Here is an 18,713-nt window from a genome sequence, read left to right as displayed (position 1 = left end):
TTTTCCAACATTCCTTATCTCGCCTCACTGTACCGTGGTGCGAGATAGTGTCGCACTTCCTCACGATCATCAAAATGCGACTTCGTCGTACCCACAATCTGGTAATCTTCATGCCCTTTGCCAGCAATCACTAAAACATCACCTGGTTGTGCCCCAGCCAACGCCGCTTGAATTGCCGCACGACGATCAACCATGACCACATAGCCACGCGTAAGTTTCGCAATCGTGGTCGGATCGTCAACCTTCGGCACCCCTGCCTGCACCAGTCCCGGTTCTGCTTCAGCAAGAATCTGGTACGGATCTTCTGTACGTGGATTGTCAGAGGTGAGCACAACGACATCGCTCAATCGCCCAGCAGCTTCTCCCATCAATGGTCGTTTGCCGCGATCACGGTCTCCGCCACAGCCAAAGACGGTCAGAAGACGGCCCTGGGTCAACTGACGAATTGAGCGCAAGGTTTTTTCTAACGCATCAGGTTTATGGGCATAATCAACAAGGACACCGAATGGTTGGCCAGCCTGAATCGCTTCCAGGCGACCTGGAACGCCAGTGCAGTGTCGAATTCCACTCGCGATCACCTCCGGTGGCACTCCAAGCGCATGAGAAGCCGTCGTTGCAGCCATGATGTTGTAGAGATGCGGCTCACCAATCAACGCTGACGAGAACGGCACTTCCGCTTTCTCGACACGGAGGACACCTCGCATTCCCTGGAAATCTTTCTCAACATTCTTCACCGACACTTCCGCATCGTTGCGCAACCCATAGGTCAAAACTCGTCCCGGAAGCCTCATAGAAAGAAGTTTTTGTCCCCAAGAATCGTCCGCATTCACCGCCACAAAACGGTGCGGTTTGGTTGACCGTCCAAGTTCTTCGGTAAAGAGGCGCACCTTTGCGGCAAAGTAATCGTCGAGGTCTTTATGATAATCGAGATGATCTCGCCCCAGGTTCGTAAACAACGCACCATCCCATTGGCAACCGTGAACACGATCTTGTGCCAGTGCATGAGAGGAGACCTCCATCACCACATGGCTGACACGGGCATCGACCATTGTCCGCAGCAATTCCTGTAACTCCACTGCTTCTGGTGTAGTAAACGGCGCGGCCAGAATGTGATCACGATAGCGATAGTTAATAGTTCCGACGACACCTGGAGCCCAACCCATAGCGTGCCAAATCGCTTCGGTCAGATAGGTTGTCGTCGTCTTTCCACTCGTACCAGTGACTCCCAGCATCGTGAGCTGGGCGGTTGGGTGCTGATAGAAGCGATCCGCGCAGGCGCCTAACAGTACCCGTGGAGCGGAAAAATACACAGCGGTAACGTGAGGAGAGACAATCGAGTTGGGAGGGACAACAACTGCAGCGGCACCACGCGTTACCGCTTCGTTGATGAAGCGGGCGCCATCACTTTTAGTGCCAGGAAGCGCAAAGAATAACGACCCAGGCTGCACGGTACGCGAGTCATAGGCGAGGTGCACGATCTCCACATCCAAGTTTCCCTGAACCTGCACAGGAGGCGTACTGGAAAGGAGATCGCGGAGAATCACGGTCGATCACCTCCAAGTGACGTCAACGTCAGTTCGTACACGAGTGCATCGTCTTTCTTTTTCACTGTTTGTTTCTTAACGTACCCACTTCCCTTTGTGACAATTGGCCAGTCATTCTGTTGCGCTGCCAGCACGGCATCGCGTAAACTCATGCCGACGAAATTCGGTTCGTTCGCGGTTCCCTCTTCCGCATTGCCGTACTCCGGCGGCGTTGCGATGGTTTTCATAGCGATCGTCTGACGGAGCGTATGGTTCTTTCTCGATTCGGTCTCCGACGGGGCAATGATGGCTGGAGTGATCCCAAGTTTTGGCTTTTCTCCTTCAATGCCGAGGTAGGCAAGCGACCGCTGCGCGATAGCTTGAAACACTGGAGCGGCCACCTCGCCTCCATACACCGCAGTCTTGGGCGTATCGAGGACTGCTAAAATGACCAAGCGAGGTTGATTAGCTGGAACGATTCCCGCAAAAGAAGCAATGCGATCACGCGAATAGCCACCGCGCGGGTCAGGTTTTTGTGATGTCCCGGTTTTCCCGGCTACACGAAAACCGTCGATGCGAGCACGTGTCCCGGTTCCTTCCTTCTCGGTTACTTGCTCCATCATATGCATCACTTGCTGCGCCGTCTCGCGACTGACAACCTGGTGCAGCCGTTGAGGGTTCCGTGCTTCTACGACTTTTCCCTCGCTATTGAGAATTTCACTCACAATGTAAGGACGCATGAGTGTACCACCGTTCGCCAGCGCTGCATACGCACTCGCGAGTTGCAGTGGCGTGACGGCAAATCCTTGCCCAAAACTCGCAGTGACAAGATGGATACGTGACCACGTATCAGGCGAGGGCAAAATGCCCCGGCTTTCGCTCGGCAGCCCTACCTCCGTAAGCCGCCCAAAGCCAAAGGCACGCAAGTAGGCGGCATAGGTATCTTTCCCCAAACGTTCGCCGACTTTTGCGGCCCCAATGTTGCTGGACTGCTGCAGGATTTGTGTTGTACTCATCCAGCCATGTTTGTGGGAGTCGTTGATAATCCATTTCCCCACTGCGTAGCGGCCATATTCGCAGAAAATCTTCTCATGCGGGGATAAGCGCTTTTCTTCCAGTGCCGCTGCTAGCAGGAAGGTCTTCATGGTTGAGCCTGGCTCGTAACAATCACTGACAATACGATTGCGATGACGTTCCGCTCGCACGTTCGCTGGAGAGTTCGGATCGAAGGTCGGCACTTGCGCCAACGCCAACACGGCAAACGTTTGCGGATCAAGGACCACGACCGTTCCACTTTCAGCCCCAGTCGCTCGGACAGCCTGAGAGAGTTCTTGCTCAGCAATATTTTGTATACCAATATCAAGCGTCAATCGTACGTTGAGCACCTCGGGCGCAGCAGTCGCGCTATGTGCAAGGATCATGCGCCCTAAACCATCAACTTCACCAATGATCTCAGCCGGTTTCTCGCGTAAATAACGGTCATAGGTTTTCTCTAACCCAGTGATGCCAATGGCGTCGACATCAGTAAAACCAAGGACCGGAGCAGCAAGGGTTTTTTGTGGATAGAAACGACGCTCGGTTTCAATGGTTTCGATCCCAGCGATTCCGAGAGCACGAACCTGTGCCGCTTCTTGGGGAGTTGCGCGGCGTTTCACCCAGGCAAAGGGTTTGGCAGATCGAAAGGCAGCACTGACCTCTTCAGAGGAGGTATGGAGGGCTGTGGCAACAGGAACTATCCACTTACTGGCGTTGGCAGGTAAATCTCGGGGACGCACAACGATCGACTCTGCAGGCACACTCAGTGCCACCGGCTCATCGTTGCGATCAATGAAGGCACCACGTCGCGAGGGAATCTCTAGTTTCTGTTGATGTTGCCTGGACGCTTTCTTGGCAAACGTCTCATTATCAATCGCCGTAATATGCACAAGTCGTCCAAAAACAAGCAACAACCCACATCCTAGAGCTGCACCAGCAATCAGTAAGCGCTGTTCCATCCTCCACCCCCATCCACACTACGGCATCCGCACTACACGTTCAGGTTCCGGCACGCTCATTCTTAAGCGTCGTTCAGCTTGTACCGCCAACTGCGCAGGCGCAGTCAGCGCGCTCCACTGCATTCGCAATCCCTGCCGTTCACCTTCCAATGAATGAATCAGCTTGCGCGTCTGCACCAGCTGAGACCCAACTTGTACAACCTGTAAACGAATCCACACATGACCTAACGCGAACGTCAGGCCAACAAGGGCGATCACCGCATACCATATCCATGATGCAGAGCGAGGCATGCGTTACCTCCCCTCCTCAGCTAACCGTTCAACCGCACGTAATCGCGCACTCCGTGCACGCGGATTGGTGGCAACTTCTCTGTCCGTTGGTACTAACGGCTTTGACGTGAGCACTTTCACTTTCGCCGACCATCCACAAGAACATACCGGAATTTGTGGTGGGCACAGGCAGGAGGCCGCCCATTTGCGAAAAGCTTCTTTCACCAAGCGATCTTCTAACGAATGATAAGACAGAATGACCATCCGCCCTCCAGGGCGGAGCAGACGATATCCTTCTCGGAGAAACAACGTCAGGTGGTCAAGTTCACGATTGACGGCAATACGTAAGGCCTGAAATGTCCGCGTCGCTGGATGAAGATGGGCATGCGGTGCACTCCGAACAACTCGGTCAACGACCTGCACTAATGCGGTCGTGGTTTGTAGCGGAGCTGCGGTGCGCGCCTGGACAATCGCCCGAGCCACCGCCCCAGCAGCTCGTTCTTCGCCAAAGTCGCGAAGGATGAGTCGCAATTCCTCTGCACTAGCATGGTTGACGATATCAGCAGCGCTGGCCTCATCATAGCGATTCATGCGCATATCAAGAGGACCGGAACGAAGGAAACTGAAACCGCGCTCTCCGTTTTCGATTTGTAAAGAGGAAAATCCCAGATCCAGGAGAACGCCATCCACCCCCTCCCACGCAAGAGCTGTCAGTTGCTCTTGCGCACTACTGAAATTGGCATGGCGCGTGTGGAAACGATCAGCAAAGGAAGCAAGCCGAGCTTCCGCTACCGCAAGCGCATCGACATCTCGGTCGAGACCCAACAGTTGCCCTGTGGGGGCACTCTCGGCAAGCAGCGCTGCCGCATGACTGCCACCACCAAGCGTCCCGTCAAGAAATCGCATCCCCGCCTGCGGACGGAGCAAGGAAAGCACCTCGGCCACCATCACTGGCAGATGCTGAGGAGCCGTTGTTAGGGGTGAGGTCATGACTGGTACGACTTCCATTACGTTCACCTGGGACCTGAGGTTGCGTTTCGCTGGAAATTTCCTGTTTGTTCGTGTAAGCTGCCTCTACGCGTTTAGTCCATTAAACATGTTCGGGTTTTGGGAAAATTGTTGTTCCGAATCTGCGTCGAACCGTACCCATGTCGCTTTATTCCAAATACGAAATTTCTTCAGAGCAGCGGCAAACATGACTTCCTTATCAATCTCGGCATATTCACGCAGCAGCGGTGGCAACAAAATTCGCCCTTGTTTGTCTACTTGGCACTCATGTGCATTCGCCAAATAAAATGACTCGATCTTCACAAAGGTCTCGTCAAAACGAGGTTTATTTAGTAGCTCCTGCTCTAACTTTTCCCATTCCACATAAGGGTACACATCAAGACAGCGAAAGGAATTGAGGATAAACTTTGTGACAATCAGGCGGTCGTCTTGTAAACCAAACAACGCTTTACGGAAGGACGAAGGAATACTCACTCTTCCCTTGTCGTCTATGGTATGTTCAAAGCAACCGCGAAACACTGTTTACCCACTTTTACCCACTTTTACCCACTTCTTTCCCGATGATAGTCCGGGGTTTTCCCGCTGTCAAGCAAAAAGTTAAGTAATGGGCATAGTTAAGGAGCAAAATTTTCGCATTGACTCAACTTCTTCACCTCGATACATCATTTGTGTTCTCACAAACTAACCGGCGTTCATCCCCTGGCCAGAAGCCTGGTCAAGGGTTTCTTCGATACCACTGTTTTGGAGTCGTACTGTTATGCTGAAACGTTACCTACTGACCCCTGGTCCAACGGCTGTCCCGCCGGAGGTCCTCCTCCGTATGTCTCAACCACTGATCCATCACCGCACCCCTGAGTTCGAAACGCTGTTTGCGCAGGTGCAAGAAAAGTTACAGTGGCTGTTCCAAACCAAACAAAATGTCCTCATCCTGGCAGCCTCGGGTACCGGTGCAATGGAAGCCGCGGTTTCTAATACATGCTCACCAGGAGATACAGTCATTGTTGTAAATGGCGGAAAATTTGGCGAACGATGGCTAAAAATTAGCCAAGCATTTGGCGTCAAAGTCGTCGAAATCAAAGTTGAATGGGGACAAGCAGTGAGCGTCGATGCAGTTGCGCAGGCACTGAAAGCAAACCCCGATACGCGCGCTGTCCTCGTACAAGCCAGCGAAACGTCCACCACTGTCCTACATCCAGTCGAGCAAATCGCGGCACTGACGCGCAATACTAACACGTTGTTAATCGTCGATGGCATCACCGCAGTGGGGGCGGCGGATACCCCGATGGACCGCTGGGGTATCGATATACTGGTCACTGGTTCACAAAAAGCGCTGATGCTCCCTCCCGGACTCGCGTTCCTCGCACTGAGTGACAAAGCCTGGAAACAGGTCGAGGCGACGAAACAGCCACGGTATTACTTCGATTTGCGCCGAGAGAACAAAGAACAACTGAAGCACACCACCGCCTACACGCCTGCGATTTCTTTAATCAACGGATTGCACGAAGTGTTACGGATGATGCAAGAAGAAGGCTTAGAGCACATCTTTGCTCGCCATACCCTGCTCGCATCAGCCAGTCGCGAAGCGGCAAAGGCCATGGGCTTGACGCTCCTGGCACCGAGCGCGCCAAGTCCAGCAGCCACCGGCGTGTGGTTACCGGACGGTGTCGATGGCAAACGCTTGCTGCAATACATGCGCGACCGCATGGGTGTGGATATCGCTGGTGGCCAAGACCATCTGGCCGGAAAGATCGTGCGCATCTCACACATCGGGTATGCTGGTCCCTTTGATGTCGTCACCGCAATCAGCACGTTAGAGATGGCATTGCGTCGCTTTGGGCAGAATATCGAACTCGGCAGTGGCGTGCGCCGTGCTGAGGAAGTGTTGTCAGAAGGGTGGCCACCGGTAGGGTAATCGCTATGTCACACAAAGTGCTTATTTCTGATCCGCTTTCTGAACAAGGCCTGGAGCGGTTACGTGTCTATGCCGATCTTGAAATTGACCTCAAACCGAAGCTACCTGTCGATGAATTGATCCGTATTATCCCGAATTATCACGGGCTGATCATTCGTAGCGGCACGAAGGTGACCCAACCAGTGATCGCTGCAGCCACGAACCTGCGGGTTATTGGTCGTGCCGGCATCGGGGTCGATAATGTCGATGTTGACGCTGCAACCAAGCAAGGGATTGTAGTAATGAACACCCCTGGTGGGAATAACGTCACCACGGCGGAACATACGATCTCGTTGATGCTGGCATTAGCTCGCAACATCCCGCAGGCGAACCTCTCGCTCCGTTCAGGACGGTGGGAGCGGGAAAAATTCACCGGCAGCGAAATCTGCAACAAAGTGTTAGGTGTGGTCGGCCTTGGCAATATCGGCGCGATTGTCGCGGATCGTGCATTGGGTCTAAAAATGCGCGTTCTGGCGTTTGACCCATTCGTCTCTTCTGAAACCGCCGCCAAGCTAGGAGTGGAAATTGCGTCTTTAGACGAGATTTACGCCAACGCTGATTTCATCACCGTCCACACACCACTGACGAAAGAGACCCGTGGGCTGATTGGCAAAGATGCATTTGCCAAGATGAAGAAAGGCGTACGGATCATCAATTGTGCTCGTGGTGGCATCATTGATGAAGTCGCGCTGGTTGACGCAATCACGAGCAAGAAAGTAGCAGGCGCTGCCCTCGATGTCTTTGTTGATGAACCACCACCGAACGATCATCCACTGTTAAAGCTCGATCAAGTGGTAGCCACTCCTCACCTTGGTGCCGCGACTGACGAGGCGCAGATCAACGTCGCCATTGCTATTGCCGACCAAGTGGGGAATTTTCTCAGCAATGGCGTTATCCAGAATGCGGTCAATTTTCCTGCGCTGACCGCGAAACAACTAGCGATTATGCAGCCCTATCTCACCATCGGTGAAAAGCTCGGAAGTTTTCTTGCGCAGATCGATCCCCATGTGCCGCAAGAAGTACAGATTGAGTATAGCGGGGATATCGTTGAGTACGACGTTGCCGCGGCAACTGCAGCCGTACTGCGTGGCATTCTGAGTCCGGTGCTGGAATCGCCGGTGAACTATGTCAATGCGCCGTTCATCGCTCGCGAACGGGGTGTCCGGGTGCTGGAATCGCGCAGTAACCGCCCCAGCGATTTTCTCAACTCGGTCATCGTCACACTGACGACCGATGCAGGTACCAACACCGTTGAAGGTGCGGTGTTCAGCAACAAAGCTGTCCGCATCGTTCGTCTCAACGCCTTTCATCTGGAAGCAGTGCCAGAAGGGTACATGCTCGTCCTCCATAACAATGATGTTCCCGGTGTTGTTGGGGCTATGGGAACACTCCTGGGCCGACACAACATCAATATCGCTAGTCTGGAACTTGGACGAGAGAAAATTGGCGGCAAGGCAATTGCGTTAATCCATGTCGACGGTCAGGTGCCAGTAGCGGTTTTGACTGAGCTACAGGCACTTGAGCCAATCATTTCGGCCCAGCAAATTCGCCTATAAGAACGAGGGGCGTATGAGTACCGTAGTCGTCGTTGGGGTTCAGTGGGGGGACGAAGGCAAAGGCAAGGTCGTCGACCTCTTAGCGCGGGAAGCCGACATCATCGTGCGCTTTCAGGGTGGGAGCAACGCTGGCCATACGCTGGTCGTTGGTGGCAAAAAAACCGTGGTGAGGCTGATTCCCTCTGGAGTACTACATAGCGGCAAGGTCTGCGTGATTGGCAACGGCGTCGTTGTCGATCCCGAGACATTAGTCGAAGAGATCGACACCTTACAACAACAAGGGTGTTTGATGGACCCCTCGTTGTTGAAGATCAGTGAGACAGCACACCTCATCATGCCGTATCACAAAGCGATCGATATTGCCCGCGAACGACTGCGCGGCGAAGGAAAGATCGGTACGACCGGACGTGGTATCGGTCCCACCTACGAAGACAAGATGGCGCGTGGTGGTATACGATTCGTCGATTTACTCGATGACGATATTTTCAGCGAGAAGCTGAAACGCAATCTGCAGGAGAAAAACTCTTACTTGAGCGTGATTCTCAAAGATCAAACGCTTGAGTATCAGCCCATCTTCGATAATTATCGACGTTTTCGTGATCGGCTTGCACCACATGTGACGAATACGTCGTTGTATCTACACAACGAAATTGCCCGGGGACGCAAAGTACTCTTTGAAGGTGCACAAGGGACCATGCTCGACATTGACCACGGCACCTATCCATATGTGACATCGTCCAATACCGTCGCTGGAGCAGTCTGCACGGGTGCAGGGATTGCTCCGCAGCAAATTCACGGTGTCATCGGGATTTCCAAAGCGTATACGACACGTGTGGGAAGTGGCCCATTTCCCACTGAGTTGTTTGGTCCAGAAGGCGAGACCATTCGTCGTAAGGGCGGCGAGTTTGGTACGGTCACGGGACGACCACGCCGCTGCGGATGGTTCGATGCTGTCGTCGCACGCACGGCAGCTCGCTTAAATGGAGTGAACAGTTTTGCACTCACCAAGATCGACGTACTGAGTGGTTTCTCCACGCTCCGTGTCTGCACGGCCTATGAGTATAAAGGGAAGCGGTATGAGGAAGTGCCAGCCAGCGCAAATGTTTTGGAACAATTGACGCCGATCTACGAAGAATTGCCAGGCTGGTCAGAGCAACTGACTGACATTCGCAGCCTCGACGCCCTCCCCGCCAACACGCGGCGTTACGTCGAACGTATCGAACAACTAGTGAATGTCCCAGTGAAAATGATCTCGGTCGGTGCCGGGCGTGAAGAAACGATTCTGATTAGGCCGACGTTTTTTTAACGGGGAATGACGTCATTTCCACGCAGCCTGTCCCCAGTAGCGACTGGGGAGCGGGAATCCATGCCTTCAATTTCCTACGGTGTAAACCGTGGGCTACGTTATCATGCCTTGTTTCCCACGGTTAACACCGTGGGCTGAATTATTTCGCCTCTCCGAGGCTCGGAAGAAACGAGTCCCGTTAGGGGCGACATACTACAGCCCATAGCGTGAGCTATGGGAAACTATAGGAACCGTCTGCTATTCGGCCTCCTTCGTCAGTACCACCCGCGCCTCTGACGAGAACAACAACACCAGTCCTCCAACCAACCCGCAGCCCAGCACCAACACGCTCCACAGCAACCCAAAAGCCAATGCTTGATCCTTGCCAACGCCGATAAGCGCAAGGAACGTTACGTACCCACCCTCGCGTACACCTAAGCCCGCAAAGCTGAGCGGCAATGCGCTCAGAATATGCACGAGTGGAATAAACAACATCAGGTACCACAGCGGCACTTGCAGATTGAGCGCGTAGGCAAGCACAACCTGTAAAATGAGTTGAAACCAGTGAAAGAGATACGAAAGAATGCAGGCGTATCCTAACGTCTTGGCATTCTGTTGATATGGCGCAATGAGCTGGTCAACGATACGTCTGATCAATGGCCGATTGAACAGCGAGAACTGCAGCACATACGGCAATAGCCACCACGCCAAGAGTGAACCAATAGCCGCGGCTACGACTCCATAACAGAGAGTTACTGGAAGAATCGTTGGGCCAAATAATAGAAAACCCGTTGCGCCCACCCATACCAACATCACCAGCCCACTGAGACGATCCACAGCAACAGAGTACAACGCCGGTCCAGTGTTGCCGCCATTGGCAGCTAACAACAGTCCTCTACCAAGATCGCCAACCACGGTGCTTGGTGCAAACAGATTGAAATAGCCGCCAACAAAGTAATAGGTGACGAACGCCCGCCAGGGCTGCCCAAAGCCAAGTGGCCGGGCCAGGACTTTCCACTTATACGCGTAGAGTGCTTGACTAATGAGGTAACCAACGAAAGCGAAGAGCAGCGGTAAGGGTCGAGCTGTGACTAATTGTTGCTTTAACGCGTGCACATCAGTCGTATAAAACAAGAACGTAAAAAGCCCGAGGCTGACGGCAACTTTGAACCAACGTGAAGAAAGGAAGCGCAAGGAGCCGACCTAGCTCTGAGAAAAAGGCGATAAACGAGGAAATGGAGAAACGGGGCAGTGAAGGGGGAAAACGAATGGGCGAATGGACGCATGGGGGAATGGGTGAAATAGTGAACGAAAGAGGGGCTTCTTCTCCATTTTTAATTTTTCATTTTTCATTCTTAATTGTCTTTCACGCATCCACCGTCTCTCCCACCAACGCCGCACCATTCAGGTGGCTCACGTCATTGACCGAATGAATAATGGTCTCTCCTTCAAGAGCGAAAGTCACCTCGCTGACACCAGTGTTGCCAATCTTATCGATCTCACGGAACTTCGTCGTCGGCAAATTACGGCAGTGCAACAAGAACGCTCGTACCGCACCGCCATGCGTCACAATCACAATCTGTTCTCCGTTATGGCGTTGAGCTAAAAGTTGCGCGGACTGTATCAGACGCCCTTGAAATTGTGCAAACGTCTCACCACCTCCACGCGGGAGGTCTTCTCCTGCGCGTAACCGCTCCCATTCGACTGCATGCCGTGCCATCACCTCAGCGGTGGTCAACCCGCTCCAAACCCCAATATTCATCTCACGCCAGCCACTGTCGGGACTCAGAGGTACGCCCAGCGTCTGCCCGAGAATTTCCGCAGTTTCAAATGCACGGCTGAGATCACTCGCGTACATCGCGTGGAACTGCCGGCCCTCGGTCAACAGCCGCTGCGCAAGAAGCCGCGCTTGCACTCGGCCTGCATCACTGAGTGGTACATCCGCCTGCCCTTGCCAACGGCTTTCTTGGTTCCATGTCGTTTCGCCGTGTCGGACTAACAAGAAACGTACGTTCGACATCACTTTCCCCATACGTGGCGATCGCTACGATTATGCTCACGTATCTCAGTATTGAGCACAGGGTCTGTTAGCATGTCCACCAACAGATTGCCACCGTAAGTTGGCGTTCAGTGGGAGATGTGGTAGTTGAGGCATGCGTACCCAAAGGAGGGAACAGCATGAAATACGGAGCGTTTTTACCGCACATCGGCCCCTTGGCCAATGGCGATGTCATGACCAATATTCGCACGACGGCGCAGAACGCTGAGGCGCTGGGCTTTGACTCGGTTTGGACCGGAGATCACATCGTCATCCCCGTTGATATCGCCTCTCGTTATCCGTACACCGCAACCGGTTCATTCCCAATGAATCCGAAAGCGCCGTTGCTTGAACCACTGACGGTGTTGAGCTTTGTTGCCGCGTGCACCACTAAAATTCGCCTCGGTACGGCAGTGCTCGTACTTCCACACCGCAACGCCGTCGTTACCGCTAAGACTGTCGCGACGCTGGATGTTCTCTCACGTGGGCGTGTTATCCTCGGTGTCGGGGTTGGCTGGATGGAAGAAGAATTCAAAGCGGTCAATGCTTCGTTCGCCGATCGCGGTCCGTTGAGCGATGAAGCCGTTGCGGTCATGAAGGAGTTATGGACCAGCGAGCATCCGCGCTTCAACGGCAAGTTTCACCGGTTCCCTGAAGTTGCCTGTGAACCGCGCCCAGTACAGAAACCCCATCCGCCGATTTGGATCGGCGGCCATACCGGTCCGGCGTTACGTCGCGTTGTGGAGTACGGTGACGGCTGGGCCGCCGTCGTATTTAATCCGCAAGAGTTTGCCGAACGGCTCGATAAGATCAAAGAAAGAGCAGCAAAAGCAGGACGCGACATCTCTAAGGTCACGCTCTGTGTCTCTCCGCGTGGCAAACGGCCGGAAGCGATACTCGACGACATTCCACGCTATCAAGAACTTGGTGCAACCTATCTGTATCTTGCCTTCTTCAATTTCGCTCGCAGTTATGAAGAAATGGCAGGAATGATGGAACGGTTCGCACGCGATGTGAAATTAATCTAATTGAGGAGGTCAGCCATGCAGAAGGTCAGTAAAGAACATGTTGTTCGTACGTTTGACGCTACCCACTCTCCAGCAGCGCGAGTGCGTCCTGGCGAAGTCTTCGTCATGGAAACCAACGACCGTTTTCGCGATTGGAACGACGGCAAGGCCTGGCCGATGGAACAGCTCACCGTCATGACAGGCCCTGTGTTCATTGAGGGAACCAAGCCAGGCCAGGTGCTCGCGATCGACATCTTAGATATTCGCCCATCCCAAGGCTTTGGTTATGTGATTGCCATTCCTGGCTACGGAGTGTTCAAAGACCAGGTCGAGTTTCGCAAAAAAGTCGTGCCGATTGAAGGCAATCAGATTCGCTATAATGATCAGGTTTCGCTGCCGTTTCTACCGAATGTGAGTAAGATCGGGCTTGCTCCGGCGCAAGGGCCACTGCCGAGCAGTGCGGTTGGTGCCTTTGGCGGACAACTGAGTAATGGTCAACTCGGTCCAGGTTCCACGGTGTACTTACCGGTCTTCGTTGACGGTGGCTTGCTGACCATCGAAGACGTCCACGCCAAGATGGGAGACGGGGAGATCGCCGCTTCAGCAGTCGAAATCGCGGCAGATGTGACCATGCGTTGCCGTATTGCCACTGAGCTACCGTTGTCTCACCCGATCGTCGTGACGCAAAAGGAAGTTGTCACTATGGGTGACGGTGACACGGTCGAAGCCGCTGCCAATAGTGCAGTCGATCGGCTTGCGCGTATCATGATGGACCGTATGCACATCGATATCACTGAAGCAGCAATGCTTGTCAGCATCGCTTCAGATGTCCGGATTTCAGAAATGGGCAGCCCGCACCGTTATGCTCGGGCAGCAATCGCGCGAGAATTGGTAGGGTTGTGAGATGATCCGGTGCGTAGATCACGGTTTCCCTCTACCCTTCAAGCGGGGAGGACGCCATAGTCAAACCGCACAAGACAGGCACTGCAAAGGTGTCACCCTGAGTGAAACGAAGGGCTTCTCTGAGAGATTCTTCGCTCCGCTCCGAATGACACCCTTGCAAGGTCAGAGCGTGAAATGGATAAACCGTATGAGGTCTTGTTGGGGGGTTTTCTTTCTCCTGTCTGTCACTTTTTTTTCCGCCTGTACCTCATCCTCTCAAGAGACCAGCAAGGCCCTCGTGAAGATCAGCAACGTCACCCTCTCCCGCCTTGATGAGCGGACACTGCGGGTCACGTTGACCTATGACCTGGAAGCAGACGTGAAATTGCCTCTACCATACAAGAGCGTGTTGGTCTTTCCACTTGAACCGCGCGGAAAGTTGGCCGGACAAGTGCCACCAATGGAGTTATCCACGGGGTTGATTGCTCTCGATTTAGAGATTCCACCGGATGCAGGCTTTGACTGGAAGGATTTAGAAGCAAAGGACGCATGTTGTGTCGTGTCCCTCAAAGGAGAAAAAGAGGTACTTGGCTCTGGTCCTGCTTACGAACGTATCAGTAATAGTGTAACAATCGCCCTGCCTCAGTTTGCAGGGTAACGATTCTATTTTCGCTGACTTCGGTTCCTGCCGAGAGCAGGAGGGAGGCCTATGTACTACTGCCGTGTATTGGAAGGGACGGTCAGACCAGGCCAGCTCGAAACCGCGATGCAAATCGCCCAGGAGAGGCTTGAAGTCATTCGCAAAGTGTCTGGTTTCCTGTTCGTCCAGATCATGACTTCTGGGGACGAGTTCATCGCCGTCAGTTCGTGGCGCAATAGCCAAGACCTCCAGGCCTACGCAGAGAGTGATCTTGCTCGCAATCTCTTTAAAGATCTCACACCGCTGTGTATTGCACCTCCGCGCGCACGAACACATGAATTGCGACTGATGGTAGAAAACGAAGAAGGGTTCTTTTCTAGTGATGAAGGGGGAGAAGGATAAATCCAAAGAACCGGAGAATGGGAGAATGGGAGAGAGAAATATTTTTCTCCGCTTCTCTGGTTCCCCCATTCACTGATTCAGCTTGCTAAAACTGACGACCTCACGGTCCTTGAGTAAGGAGGGACATATATGCCGACCATTATCGATGCAGATGGACACATTGTTGAGCCCCGTGTGATTTGGGAAGAATACACAGAACCTGCCTATCGTGATGGGGTGATCCAAATCGCTCGCGATAGCGAGGGAATCGACTGCATGCGGATCAACGGCGAGATTCGTCGTGATCGGAATATGACAATCGCCGCGGCCTGTACTCCCGGCGGGCTCTCCGAGCCCACCAGAGCTCGCACGATGGGATGGAATGAGGTATCTCCGAGCGGCTATGATCCGCACGCTCGCGTCAAAGCTATGGACCTCGAAGGGATTGAGGTCGCATTCTTCTACCCTAGCCTGTGGCTTCTCTACGGAGACCATACTGACCCGAAACTCGCCGCTGCTTCTTGCCGGGCGTATAACAACTGGATAGCAGACTTCTGTAAACCGTATCCGAACCGCTTCTTTGGTGTCGCCCCGCTGCCACTACAAGATGCAGATGAAGCTGTGAGAGAAATGCGTCGCGTTGTCAAAGACCTCGGCATGCGCGCGGTGTTTGTACGACCGAACCCGTTTAATGGTCGACGGCTGTGCGATCCTGCCTATGATGTGTTCTGGCGTGAAGCACAGGAACTCAGCATCCCAGTCGCTATTCACGGCAGCTTTGGTACCAAAATGCCAACTCTCGGCCAAGAACGATACAAAGACCCGTTCTTTTTTCACATGGTGTGCCATCCCTGGGAAATGCAGGGGGCATGTCTCGATATCGTATGTGGGGGAGTGCTAAGTAAATTCCCCAAGCTCAAAGTCGCATTTCTCGAAGCCGGACTGGGTTGGATCGGCCATTGGCTTGATCGTATGGATGGTCACTTCGATAAGATGGGTCACTATGTGCCGTGGCTCAAACGCAAACCGAGCGACATGTTTCGTGAGCAATGCTTCATCTCAATGGACCCAGATGAACACTCGATTGGCGTTGTCACGGCAATGGGTCTAGAAAACTGCGTCGTCTGGGGTTCCGATTATCCCCACTTCGATTGCACCTTCCCCGGTGTGGTCGAAGAAGTCCAAGAAGCCTGCGCCGCACTCACAGCCCAAGCGCAGCAGAAGATCATCGGGGAGAATACACGGAGGTTGTACGGATTAGCGTGAACGTATTACGTGTTGCGTGGACGTTGGCCATAGTCTTATGTATCACGTCTCCCGTTCTGCGCCTCACGTATCACGCAATACGCACCACGTACCGTGCAGTCGGCTGTTGATTGTCGTGTGAAGTTTACTCTCCCATTAAAGTGAGCAAAAAATGGAACTTGCATACTCAAAAACAGACGAAGCCTTTCGCAAAGAAGTGCGGGCATGGCTCAAGAAGAATCTGCCGAAAAAAGACAAAGCCATCAGTGACCTCATGCCGCATGATCCCGAGCGAGTCAAACGTGCGAAGGATTGGCAACGGACCCTGCACTCTGCAGGCTACGTCGCCATGAACTGGCCGAAAGAGTACGGCGGCCAGGGCGCAGACATCGTGCGCCAAACCATCGTCAATGAAGAATTGGTGCTTGCACGTGCGCCAGGAATGATCGGCGCATCAGGTCTCCAGATGTTAGGTCCGACATTGATCCAATATGGCACTGAGGAACAACGACGACGGTATCTGCCAACAATTCTCACCGCCGAAGAGATCTGGTGCCAAGGCTACTCAGAACCTGGTGCCGGGTCAGACCTGGCGTCATTACGCACACGCGCTGAAATTGTCGGAGATGAATTTGTTGTCAACGGACAAAAAGTCTGGACCTCGAACGCCCAGTTCTCGGACTGGATGTTCTGCTTGGTGCGTACCGATCCTGACGCTCCCAAGCATCGCGGCATTTCCTATGTTCTCATTGATATGAAAAGCCCTGGCATCACTGTTCGTCCGCTCGTGCAGATGACCGGAGACGCTGGATTTAATGAAGTCTTCTTTGACAACGTACGCGTGCCACGCGCGAACCTGGTGGGCGAGCTCAACCAAGGCTGGATGGTCGCCAATAACACCTTGTTCCATGAACGGAATATGTTGGGCTCGACAACGCGGACACAACTGATGATGCAAAACCTCATTCGCTTAGCGCAAACGCATCAACGTTATGGCAAACCAGCAGCTAACGATCCAATCGTACGACAAAGATTGTCGAGCTTGCTCACGCGGGTCGAGGCAATGAAGTACCACTCCTATCGACAGCTTACCAATGCAATCAAAGGACGAGCTCCAGGTGTTGGCGCGATGGTCAGCAAGCTCGTCGGTACCGAGCTGAATCACGACATCTGTGCGCTTGCGCTGGAAATTATGAACTCCTACGCGCCGCTGAAAAAAGGCGCCGCCCGCGTCATCGACAACGGCACCTGGCAATATGAGTTTATGTTCACACTTGGTTTGGTGATTGGTGGTGGTACATCCGAAGTGCAAAAGAACATTATCAGTGAACGTGGGTTGGGAATGCCAAAGTCGGGATGAAGACGAGTAGTCAGTAGCTGGTAGCCAGTAGCCAGCATAGAAAAGAGTGCACCGCTCTTTCCTTCCTCTCTACTGACTACTGAATGCTGACTACTGACTACTTCTTACGTAATACGCACCACGTTGTGAGGTCTGAGCTATGGATTTCGGTCTTTCTGAAGAACAAGAAATGTTGCAGCAATCTGCGCGCGAGTTTCTCACCCAAGAATGCCCGCCGACCTTCGTGCGAGCGATGTACACAGAGCCGGATGGGTTCTCGCGCGAGTTGCATCGCAAGATGGCAGCGCAAGGATGGACAGGGTTACTCATTCCTGAAGCGCATGGTGGCCTCGGGTTAGGCATGCTCGATATGGCCGTGTTACTGGAGGAAATGGGGCGTGCAGCCGTGCCTGGACCTTTCCTGTTTTCTTCAAATCTCTTCACACTTGCATTGATGCAAGGTGGGACCAGCGCACAGAAGAAACAATGGTTGCCGCGTATTGCAACCGGGGACGCCGTTGGGACTCTCGCTTTCCTCGAAGAAGACGACCGTATCGATGCAGCAGGCATTCAACTGAAAGCGAAGAAGACGCGCGATGGGTACACCCTTTCCGGTACCAAGATGTTCGTGCCATTCGCCGCAGTTGCGGATGTATTGCTGGTGGCAGTGCGAACGAAAGGCAAAGCCGAAGATGGCATAAGCTTGCTCCTGCTTGAGCGCGACAGCCCCGGCGTAACGATCTCGCCGCTCGATATTTTTGATCAGACACGACGAGTTTATGAAGTGACGTTGCAGAACATCATCGTCCCGAAAGCAGCAGTAGTCGGCGGTGAAGATCAAGGCTGGAAAGTACTGTCGCGTGTGATCGATGCCGCCTGTACCGCATTAGCCGCAGACAGCCTCGGTGGCGCACAGAAGTCGTTAGAGATGGCCGTCGACTACACGAAAATCCGCACCCAGTTCAATCGCCCGATCGCCTCGTTTCAAGCCTTAAAGCATATGGCCGCAGAGATCGTGAGTGAGATCGAGCCTGCACGTTCATTGGTGTGGTATGCAGCGCACGCGTTTGACACGCTTCCTCGTGAGGCTTCCCGTGCAGCCTCGTTGGCTAAAGCGTGTTTGTCTGAGGTTTATGCACAGACTACGAATCGTGCCGTGCAAATGCATGGCGGCATTGGCTTCACCTGGGAACACGACATGCATTTCTGGTTCAAACGCGCCAAATGGAATGAGTTCGCTTTTGGCGATGCGACTTATCACCGTGAGCGTTTAGCGCAATTGGAAGGGTTTTAGAGATATTGCGCTATTGAGTGAGCGGGTGATTGAGTCATCGAGTCATTGAAGAGCCGGAGAAGTGTTTTCCTCAATGACCCGATGGCATGATGATTCGATGACCAGAGGAAGCGCAATCAGATCTTCTTCTTCGAAAAGTACCAATCTGTCTGATTGACTTCGCCCTTTTTGCCCACGTAACAGTTCTTGTGAGTTGCGGCCCATGCTCAGCGGATAGTAAATCAGGAATCGCACTTTCCCATTCGGATCAATCAAAAAGACCGCACGAATGGTTGCGGTATCGCTTGCCCCTGGATGGAT

At 53.2% G+C, this 18,713-nt stretch carries 17 protein-coding genes; 10 read left to right on the top strand and 7 right to left on the bottom strand.

Annotation, left to right across the window (positions count from 1 at the left end):
• Positions 1 to 14 precede the first annotated feature (14 nt).
• The 5 genes from FJ147_10525 to mraZ all read right to left on the bottom strand — a co-directional run bounded on the left by FJ147_10525 (position 15) and on the right by mraZ (position 5,314).
• Positions 15 to 1,544, bottom strand: coding sequence for a UDP-N-acetylmuramoyl-L-alanyl-D-glutamate--2,6-diaminopimelate ligase (locus tag FJ147_10525; protein ID MBM4256321.1), 1,530 nt, complete (start codon positions 1,542 to 1,544; stop codon positions 15 to 17).
• Positions 1,541 to 3,517, bottom strand: a complete 1,977-nt coding sequence (locus tag FJ147_10520) for a penicillin-binding protein (GenBank protein MBM4256320.1) — start codon at positions 3,515 to 3,517, stop codon at positions 1,541 to 1,543. Before FJ147_10520 ends, FJ147_10525 begins: the two co-directional genes overlap by 4 nt.
• Positions 3,518 to 3,535: 18 nt before the next feature.
• Positions 3,536 to 3,808, bottom strand: a complete 273-nt coding sequence (locus tag FJ147_10515) for a hypothetical protein (protein MBM4256319.1) — start codon at positions 3,806 to 3,808, stop codon at positions 3,536 to 3,538.
• Between the two features lie 3 nt (positions 3,809 to 3,811).
• Positions 3,812 to 4,777 carry a 16S rRNA (cytosine(1402)-N(4))-methyltransferase RsmH gene (rsmH, locus tag FJ147_10510; GenBank protein MBM4256318.1) on the bottom strand — a complete coding sequence of 322 codons (966 nt, stop codon included), beginning with the start codon at positions 4,775 to 4,777 and terminating at the stop codon, positions 3,812 to 3,814.
• Positions 4,778 to 4,861: 84 nt separating this feature from the next.
• Positions 4,862 to 5,314: a division/cell wall cluster transcriptional repressor MraZ gene (gene mraZ / locus FJ147_10505; protein ID MBM4256317.1), complete on the bottom strand. Its 453-nt coding sequence runs from the start codon at positions 5,312 to 5,314 to the stop codon at positions 4,862 to 4,864.
• A 238-nt stretch (positions 5,315 to 5,552) separates the two neighbouring features.
• Between mraZ and FJ147_10500 the strand changes: the two genes are divergently transcribed.
• The 3 genes from FJ147_10500 to FJ147_10490 are packed head-to-tail and all read left to right on the top strand — an operon-like array spanning position 5,553 to position 9,608.
• Positions 5,553 to 6,707, top strand: coding sequence for an alanine--glyoxylate aminotransferase family protein (locus FJ147_10500; protein MBM4256316.1), 1,155 nt, complete (start codon positions 5,553 to 5,555; stop codon positions 6,705 to 6,707).
• Between the two features lie 5 nt (positions 6,708 to 6,712).
• The gene (locus FJ147_10495) at positions 6,713 to 8,302 is read left to right on the top strand and encodes a phosphoglycerate dehydrogenase (GenBank protein MBM4256315.1); all 1,590 of its coding nucleotides are present in this window, start codon (positions 6,713 to 6,715) and stop codon (positions 8,300 to 8,302) included.
• A 13-nt stretch (positions 8,303 to 8,315) separates the two neighbouring features.
• The gene (locus FJ147_10490) at positions 8,316 to 9,608 is read left to right on the top strand and encodes an adenylosuccinate synthase (GenBank protein ID MBM4256314.1); all 1,293 of its coding nucleotides are present in this window, start codon (positions 8,316 to 8,318) and stop codon (positions 9,606 to 9,608) included.
• A gap of 237 nt (positions 9,609 to 9,845) precedes the next feature.
• Here FJ147_10490 and FJ147_10485 read toward each other — a convergent pair whose 3' ends face one another.
• Both FJ147_10485 and FJ147_10480 read right to left on the bottom strand, forming a co-directional pair.
• Positions 9,846 to 10,781 carry a flippase-like domain-containing protein gene (locus FJ147_10485; protein MBM4256313.1) on the bottom strand — a complete coding sequence of 312 codons (936 nt, stop codon included), beginning with the start codon at positions 10,779 to 10,781 and terminating at the stop codon, positions 9,846 to 9,848.
• A gap of 172 nt (positions 10,782 to 10,953) precedes the next feature.
• On the bottom strand, positions 10,954 to 11,619 hold the full coding sequence (locus tag FJ147_10480) for a histidine phosphatase family protein (GenBank protein MBM4256312.1): 666 nt from the start codon (positions 11,617 to 11,619) through the stop codon (positions 10,954 to 10,956).
• 146 nt (positions 11,620 to 11,765) lie between these two features.
• Here FJ147_10480 and FJ147_10475 point away from each other — a divergent pair, with 146 nt between their 5' ends.
• The 7 genes from FJ147_10475 to FJ147_10445 all read left to right on the top strand — a co-directional run bounded on the left by FJ147_10475 (position 11,766) and on the right by FJ147_10445 (position 18,413).
• On the top strand, positions 11,766 to 12,653 hold the full coding sequence (locus FJ147_10475) for an LLM class F420-dependent oxidoreductase (GenBank protein MBM4256311.1): 888 nt from the start codon (positions 11,766 to 11,768) through the stop codon (positions 12,651 to 12,653).
• Between the two features lie 15 nt (positions 12,654 to 12,668).
• Entirely contained in the window at positions 12,669 to 13,535 is an 867-nt protein-coding gene (locus FJ147_10470) for a hypothetical protein (protein ID MBM4256310.1), read from the top strand.
• Positions 13,536 to 13,812: 277 nt separating this feature from the next.
• Entirely contained in the window at positions 13,813 to 14,172 is a 360-nt protein-coding gene (locus tag FJ147_10465; protein MBM4256309.1) for a hypothetical protein, read from the top strand.
• 51 nt (positions 14,173 to 14,223) lie between these two features.
• Positions 14,224 to 14,556, top strand: coding sequence for a hypothetical protein (locus FJ147_10460; GenBank protein ID MBM4256308.1), 333 nt, complete (start codon positions 14,224 to 14,226; stop codon positions 14,554 to 14,556).
• Between the two features lie 129 nt (positions 14,557 to 14,685).
• On the top strand, positions 14,686 to 15,801 hold the full coding sequence (locus FJ147_10455; protein ID MBM4256307.1) for an amidohydrolase: 1,116 nt from the start codon (positions 14,686 to 14,688) through the stop codon (positions 15,799 to 15,801).
• A gap of 151 nt (positions 15,802 to 15,952) precedes the next feature.
• Entirely contained in the window at positions 15,953 to 17,140 is a 1,188-nt protein-coding gene (locus FJ147_10450; protein ID MBM4256306.1) for an acyl-CoA dehydrogenase, read from the top strand.
• Positions 17,141 to 17,279: 139 nt separating this feature from the next.
• The gene (locus FJ147_10445) at positions 17,280 to 18,413 is read left to right on the top strand and encodes an acyl-CoA dehydrogenase (protein ID MBM4256305.1); all 1,134 of its coding nucleotides are present in this window, start codon (positions 17,280 to 17,282) and stop codon (positions 18,411 to 18,413) included.
• Positions 18,414 to 18,713: the final 300 nt, after the last annotated feature.

The organism is Deltaproteobacteria bacterium (assembly GCA_016874775.1).
Taxonomy (GTDB): domain Bacteria; phylum Desulfobacterota; class Binatia; order Bin18; family Bin18; genus VGTJ01.
This window is presented reverse-complemented; position numbering and strand designations above follow the sequence as displayed.